The organism is Frankia sp. Hr75.2 (assembly GCF_949319125.1).
GTDB lineage: Bacteria > Actinomycetota > Actinomycetes > Frankiales > Frankiaceae > Parafrankia > Parafrankia soli.
In genome coordinates, this window is sequence record NZ_CASGGV010000076.1 from 1 (window position 1) to 6,018 (window position 6,018).

The 6,018-nt window shown below is 70.6% G+C and carries 8 protein-coding genes; 3 read left to right on the forward strand and 5 right to left on the reverse strand.

The window, feature by feature from the left end; translation table 11 throughout:
- Positions 1–122, reverse strand: a 122-nt coding sequence (locus tag AC559T_RS07480) for a PHP domain-containing protein (protein WP_498868229.1), incomplete at its 3' end; no start/stop codon positions are given.
- A gap of 305 nt (positions 123–427) precedes the next feature.
- On the opposite strand from AC559T_RS07480, the gene AC559T_RS07485 reads away from it, so the two are divergent.
- A complete protein-coding gene (locus AC559T_RS07485) occupies positions 428–1,399 on the forward strand; it encodes an epimerase (protein ID WP_498868223.1) in 972 nt (323 codons plus the stop codon).
- Between the two features lie 134 nt (positions 1,400–1,533).
- Here the strand turns inward: AC559T_RS07485 and AC559T_RS07490 are convergent, their stop codons facing one another.
- The 3 genes from AC559T_RS07490 to AC559T_RS07500 are packed head-to-tail and all read right to left on the reverse strand — an operon-like array spanning position 1,534 to position 4,130.
- Positions 1,534–2,226 (reverse strand): uridine kinase, encoded by a 693-nt coding sequence (locus AC559T_RS07490; protein WP_498868224.1) that lies wholly within the window; start codon positions 2,224–2,226, stop codon positions 1,534–1,536.
- On the reverse strand, positions 2,223–3,242 hold the full coding sequence (locus AC559T_RS07495) for an aminoglycoside phosphotransferase family protein (RefSeq protein ID WP_498868225.1): 1,020 nt from the start codon (positions 3,240–3,242) through the stop codon (positions 2,223–2,225). The genes AC559T_RS07490 and AC559T_RS07495 overlap by 4 nt, the downstream gene beginning before the upstream one ends.
- 51 nt (positions 3,243–3,293) lie before the next feature.
- Positions 3,294–4,130, reverse strand: coding sequence for a pentapeptide repeat-containing protein (locus AC559T_RS07500; RefSeq protein ID WP_200835334.1), 837 nt, complete (start codon positions 4,128–4,130; stop codon positions 3,294–3,296).
- A 275-nt stretch (positions 4,131–4,405) separates the two neighbouring features.
- On the opposite strand from AC559T_RS07500, the gene AC559T_RS07505 reads away from it, so the two are divergent.
- Together AC559T_RS07505 and AC559T_RS07510 are read left to right on the forward strand one after the other, a co-directional pair.
- Positions 4,406–5,110: an SDR family oxidoreductase gene (locus AC559T_RS07505; RefSeq protein WP_498868226.1), complete on the forward strand. Its 705-nt coding sequence runs from the start codon at positions 4,406–4,408 to the stop codon at positions 5,108–5,110.
- Positions 5,111–5,196: 86 nt separating this feature from the next.
- Positions 5,197–5,691 (forward strand): GNAT family N-acetyltransferase, encoded by a 495-nt coding sequence (locus tag AC559T_RS07510; protein ID WP_498868227.1) that lies wholly within the window; start codon positions 5,197–5,199, stop codon positions 5,689–5,691.
- 48 nt (positions 5,692–5,739) lie between these two features.
- Here AC559T_RS07510 and AC559T_RS07515 read toward each other — a convergent pair.
- On the reverse strand, positions 5,740–6,018 hold a 279-nt coding region (locus AC559T_RS07515; protein WP_498868228.1), incomplete at its 5' end, for an aromatic-ring hydroxylase C-terminal domain-containing protein.

Sequence of the window (6,018 nt, forward strand, 5' to 3'; positions counted from 1 at the left end):
TGCTCGGTGAACGCCACCGAGGGCAGCCCGAGCTCGAGTGCACGTAGACAGGTGTCCTCCATCGATCCCGCTGCTGCATCCCAGGACCACTGGCTGTGCACATGACTGTCCGGTGGCAGCATGGCCTTCTCCTCCTTCGATCATTGCGATGAGGCGCCCAGCTACCTGGGGGTCGGCCTCCGTCTGTCATGGTCGCCGGGGGTGTATTCGAGGGCTGCGTCCGGATCGTCGACATCGGGGAACGGGCTGCGCCAGAGGGCCTCGACGCGCTCCTCGCCGAGGCGCGGCAGGCCTGATCGGCTGTTGCTCGGGCACGCTCGGCGGCGTGAACCCTGGTGACGGGATGGTTTCTCTGCGGCGCATCGGGATCGGGGCGCGCGTAAGACTGGCTGTGGTCGCGTGCCGGTCGAGCGGGAGCGGGGAGATCGTGAAGATCGTTGTTCCGGGTGGGACGGGGCATCTGGGGTTACTGCTCGCGGGTGCGTTCGGGAGTGCGGGGCATGAGGTGGTTGTCCTCAGCCGGCACGCCGATATTCAGGTGCCCGGTGCGCGGACGGAGTGTTGGGATGGTCGGACCGAGGGCGCATGGGTGGCCGAGGTGGATGGCGCCGACGCGGTGGTCAACCTGGCTGGGCGCAGTGTGAACTGCCGGTACACCCGGGCGAATCTGGCGGAGATGATGGCGTCGCGGGTGGATTCCGCGGCTGTGGTGGGGGCGGCGATCGCGGGGGCGGCTCGTCCGCCGCGGGTGTGGTTGCAGATGAGCACCGCCACGATCTACGCGCACAGCTTTGACCGGGCCCATGACGAGGTGTCGGGGATTGTCGGCGGCGGCGAGGAGGGTGTGCCGGCGTACTGGGCGTTCAGTGTTGACATTGCCCGGCGGTGGGAAGCCGCGCAGGCGGAGGCGGCGACGCCGGATACCCGCCGGGTGGCGCTACGGACGAGCATTGTGATGGCGCCGGGCCGGGGTGGTGCGTTTGACGTGCTGTGGCGGATGTCCCGGCTGGGTCTGGGTGGGCCGGTCGCCGGGGGCCGGCAGTACATGTCGTGGATTCACGACCGTGATTTCGTCCGGGCGGTCGTGTTCCTGGTGGAGTGTGACGATCTGGTGGGGCCGGTGAATCTGGCGTCGCCGAACCCGTTGCCGTACCGGGAGTTCGTCGCGGGTCTGCGGGCGGCGGTGGGGGTGCGGGTGGGGTTGCCGGCGACGGCGTGGATGGCCGAGGTGGGTGCGTTCGTGATGCGTAGCGACACTGAGCTGCTTCTGAAGAGCCGGCGGGTGGTGCCGGGCCGGCTGCTTGGGGCGGGGTTCGTGTTCGATCTACCCGAGTGGTCGGAGGCCGCCCGTGATCTGGTGGCGCGTAGTCGGAGGCCTTCCAGGCGGGCGTCGGGCTAGTGACGGGACGGGACGGGACGGGACGGGTGCAGGGTTCTCTGACGATCGCTGTCGCGCAGCCTCCGCGCACTTCGCTGGATGGCGATCTGGGCCGGACGGCAGCGTGCTCGCCGACGCTCGGATCAGGGGCCTCGTCACCCGGGCCAGCGCAGAACGCGGGGAGTTTCTGGACGTTCGTGGTCGATCAGCACGTCGGCGTGGTCCCGGGGCGCGGCGGAGGCCTGGTAGAGCTTTTGGCCGGGCAGATAGCGCGCCTTGTAGCGTTCGCGGACCGCGTCGGGTGAGCCGAACAGGGCGACGTCGCGGCGCAGCGCGCGGCGCAGCGATTCGGCGGGGCTGATCTGGAGGAACACGGCGAGGTCCCAACAGCCGCGTAGTTCGTGGCGGAGGAGGAAGACGCCGTCGACGATGAGCACCGCGTTGCCGGCTGCCTCGCGGGTGGGGCTGTCGAGCGGGGAGTCGCTGCGATGGTCGAACGCCGCCGTGCGGTAGCGCCGGTCGCCGTCTGGGCTGAGCGGGTCGATCAGGAGATGCCGTAGAGCGGGGTAGTCGAACGCGTCGAGGAAGTAACCCTCCGGGGACAGCGACCCGCGGCGGCGGCGCACGGCCTGGGGCTGGTGGAAGCCGTCGACGCTGGCGCGGATGACGGGACGGCCCCGGTCAGCGAGCGTGCCGGCGAGCTCGTCCGCCAGGGTCGTCTTGCCGGCGGCGTCCGGGCCGTCGATCGCAACACGTAGCACCCGGTCCGGGCATGTGCCTGCCAGCAGGCCGATGAGCGCGTCCACGACGTGGTCACGGGACGGTACCGAAACAGGATCGGTGATCATGTGATGTGACGGTAGCGAGGAAGTTCCTGGTCATCGACTGTGCTCGCCCGGGGCGTAGTGGGTCCAGGTTTCGCCGGCGTCGGCGCGGTGCCGGTGGGCGGCGGCCGGGATGGATCGGTGATGGCCTCGTCGATGGTGTGCCGGGCGATGTGGGCGAGTGTGGGGTTGCTGTCCTGGTAGTAGGGCAGGGCGATGAGTCCGAAGGACAGCGCCCAGCCACGGCCCCGTGCCCAGGTCGCGTCATCGGCTCCGATCGTGCTCCGGAACGCCTCGCGGCTTTCGGTGGACAGCAGCGTCCAGGCGGCCATTACGTCGCAGGCCGGATCTCCCACGCCCAGGCCGCCGAAGTCGATGACGGCATGCAGCCGGCCGCCCCGGGTGAGCAGATTCCCGGGGAGAAGGTCGCCGTGGATCCATACCGGCGTTCCCTGCCAGCGGGGCGCGTGCACGGCCGTGTCCCACGCGGCGGTCGCCGCTGCGGTGTCGAGGGTGGCCCGCAGGGAGTGGATGGCGGCCCGGGTGGCCGCGTCCCGCCGGGCGAGCGGGGCGCCACGGAAGAAGTTGTGCGTCCCGGGAGGTGGTCCCCCCGTGGGGTCGACCTGTTGCAGGGCTGCGACGAAGTTTCCCAGTTCGATGGCCATGCGGTGTAGGTCAACGGCAGGTTCGGCGAGCAGGTCCTCGCCCTCCAGCCACTGGTGGACCGACCAGGGCCACGGGTAGCCCTCGCCGGGTGTGCCCGTCCCGAGTGGGACCGGGATGTCCAGTGGCAGCAGCGGCGCGAGCTGCGGCAGCCACCGGTGCTCCTTGTCCACCTGCCCGGCCGCTGCGGGGATGCGGGGCAGCCGTACTGCCAGGTCCACGCCGAGACGGTAGATCGCGTTGTCAGTGCCTGCGGAGCGGACCGGTTCGAGGGGAAGGCCCGCCCACTCGGGGAACTGCGCGGCGATCAACCGGCCCACCAGCGAGGTGTCGATGACGACCTCGCTGGCGTGCATCTTCCGGTCGGACTCGGACATGGTGCCTCCGGGCTGCGAACCAGGTGTGGTCGACGGTGACGTGGAGACGAATCAGACCGCATCCGCTACCGGAGGAGGCTTGGTGTGCCAGTGGCGGGGCCGGCTCAGCGTTGCGGGGATGGTGGTGTCGAGGTTGCCGTGCGCGGAGTCGAGCTGTGTCTGGGTCAGGAAGAGGGTGTCGGCGAGGCGTGTGCCGCGCAGGTTCGCGGCGCGTAGGTCGGCGCCGGTCACATCGGCTGTGGTCAGGTCTGCGTTGCGCAGGTCGGCGCCGATGAGTCGTGCTCCGCGCAGGTTGGCCCCGTTCAGGTCGGTGCGTCGCAGGTTGGCGCCGGTGAGGTCAGCGCCGCGGTACTGCGGCCGGCGCCGGCCCGCCCGTGCGCGTGCCAGGTCGCTTGCCTGTTGCAGGAGCAGGTTGACGTCATGGCGGTGGCGGGTGATGTCCAGTGCGGTGAGTTGCTCTGGGGTGGCGTGGGTGAGTCGTCGGGTCTGGTCGCGGGCGGCGGCCAGCTCGGGGTGTATCGGCTGGGCCGGCCCGAGGTCGAGTGCGGCGGTCAGGTACCAGAGCAGTTCGTGCAGTTGGCGCATGACGGGGAAGACAGCGAACATCTGTCGGGCGAGGCGGGGGGTGTGCCGCCAGTCCTGTCCGTCGAAGGTGACCTGGCTGACGTGTTGTCCCGCACCGAAGCAGTCGAAGACGGCGCATCCGGTGAAGCCGCGGTCGCGTAGCTGGCCGTGGACGCCGCAGCGGTTGTCCTTCTGCAGGTTGGGGCAGGGCTGCCCGGCCTTCTTGTCGATGGCGAAGTCCGCGGAGGCGGCGAAGGCCGGTGCCACGCAGCACAGGCCGAAGCAGTTCCCGCAGTCGCCGCGCAGCGGATCGGGTAGGGCCACGGCGACCATGATGAACCGTCCGTTGCCGCGGGCGGCCGGGAGCCGGCGTCGCCGCGGGCGGCGGGCGCGTTACCGGCGGGGAGATCTCCCGAGCTGACAGTGGTGGTGGGTGTCATGGACACGCCTGGCGGGCGGCCCCCCGATCAGTTCACCTCAGTTCACCCGGCGGTGGGATCTCGCGTTCGCCGACGGTGCCGGCCTGCGTCAGGCGCAGTGTCGGGGGGCGCGGCGAGGGCTCCTGCATGCGGGAAACCTAGCGGGCACGATGTGTCGGCATGACCGCACCCGTTCTCCTGATCACCGGCGCCTCTTCCGGCATTGGCGCTGCGACCGCACGCCTGGCCGCGGGTATGGGCTGGTCGCTCGTGCTGGCCGCCCGGTCCCGCTCCGCGTTGCGCGCTCTCGCCGCGGACCTCGGCGGCCCAGCCAAGGCCGTGGTGGCGCCCTGTGACGTGCAGGACTGGGCTCAGGTCGCCGCCCTCCCCGCCTGCTCCGAGGATGCGTTCGGCCGGCTCGACGCGGTGTTCGCCAACGCCGGGGTGTTCACTCCCACCTCGTTCCTGCACGCCACCGGCTCCCCGGAGCAGTGGCGCGAGATGGTGCTGACGAACGTCTACGGCACCGCTCTCGTCGCCCGCGCCACCCTGCCCACTCTCGCCCGCTCTCGTGGGCACCTGGTTCTCACCGGATCGGTGGCTGGCCGTGTCACTGTCCCCGGCCAGCTGTACTCGGCGACGAAGTGGGCTGTGACCGCCCTCGCCCAGTCGATCCGCGCCGAGGCCACCCACACCGGTGTCCGCGTCACCCTCATTCAGCCTGGCCTGGTCGACACCGGCGAAAGATCACCCGACCGTGTCACCGACCCGGTGCTCGATGTGGAGGACGTCGCCCGCGCTGTCCTGTTCGCCCTCGACCAACCCGACACCGTCGACATCAGCGAGATCGTCATCCGTCCGACCGGCCAGCACCCTCACCGCTGAGGACGGCACGCGATGTTGGCGGGGTACGGCGGTTCGCGCTGTTGATCCGTGTTGGTCAGCGGACGTCACGGTGGGATGATCGTGATGTGCAGGTCCGTCAGGCTGGTGTTGCCGATGCCGAGGGGATCGCGCGGGTGCATGTGCTGTCCTCGCAGGCCGGGTATCGGGGGTTGTTGCCGCGGCCGCTGCTCGACGGGTTGCGGCCGGTGCAGCGGGTGCCCCGGTGGACCGCGACGGTGCGGCAGACGAGTTGGCCGGGGCGGGGTGTCCTGGTCGCGGACGATGCGGGTGCCATTGTCGGTTTCGTGGACCTGCGTCCCGCTGAGGACGACGACCCGGACGCGGTCGGGGTCGGGGAGATCACCGGGTTCTATGTTCTACCGGCGGCCTGGCGGCAGGGGGTGGGGCGTCACCTGATGGCCGCGGCGGTCCGCGGGTTGCACGCGGCCGGTTACATGTCCGCGATGTTGTGGGTGCTGGAGGCGAACACCCGCGCGGTCCGTTTCTACTCGCAGCTGGGTTGGGAGCCGGACGGCTCCTCCAGGGACAGGCTTGTGCGGTATCGGCGGAACCTCGGCTGACCTCGGGTCAGGCGCTGTAGTGGCGCCGGCCGGCCCCCGGGGGCGCGTTCAGGTGGTGGCGGCGCCGAACCAGGCGGGTAGGTGGCTGAGCAGATCCTGCTGGTTTTCGCCGACCCAGGCGATGTGTCCGTCTGGGCGTAGGAGCGCGGCGGGGACGTCCAGTTCCTCGCTGACGTCGACGACGTGGTCGACCCGGTCCGCCCAGCCGGCGACGGAGAGTTGGCCGGTCTGGTCGAGGAGCAGTCCGCGGCCGCGGTGCATCAGTGCGTAGAGGCGGTCGTGTTTCAGTGCGATGTCGCGCATCCGCCGGCCGAGCAGGTGATGGCC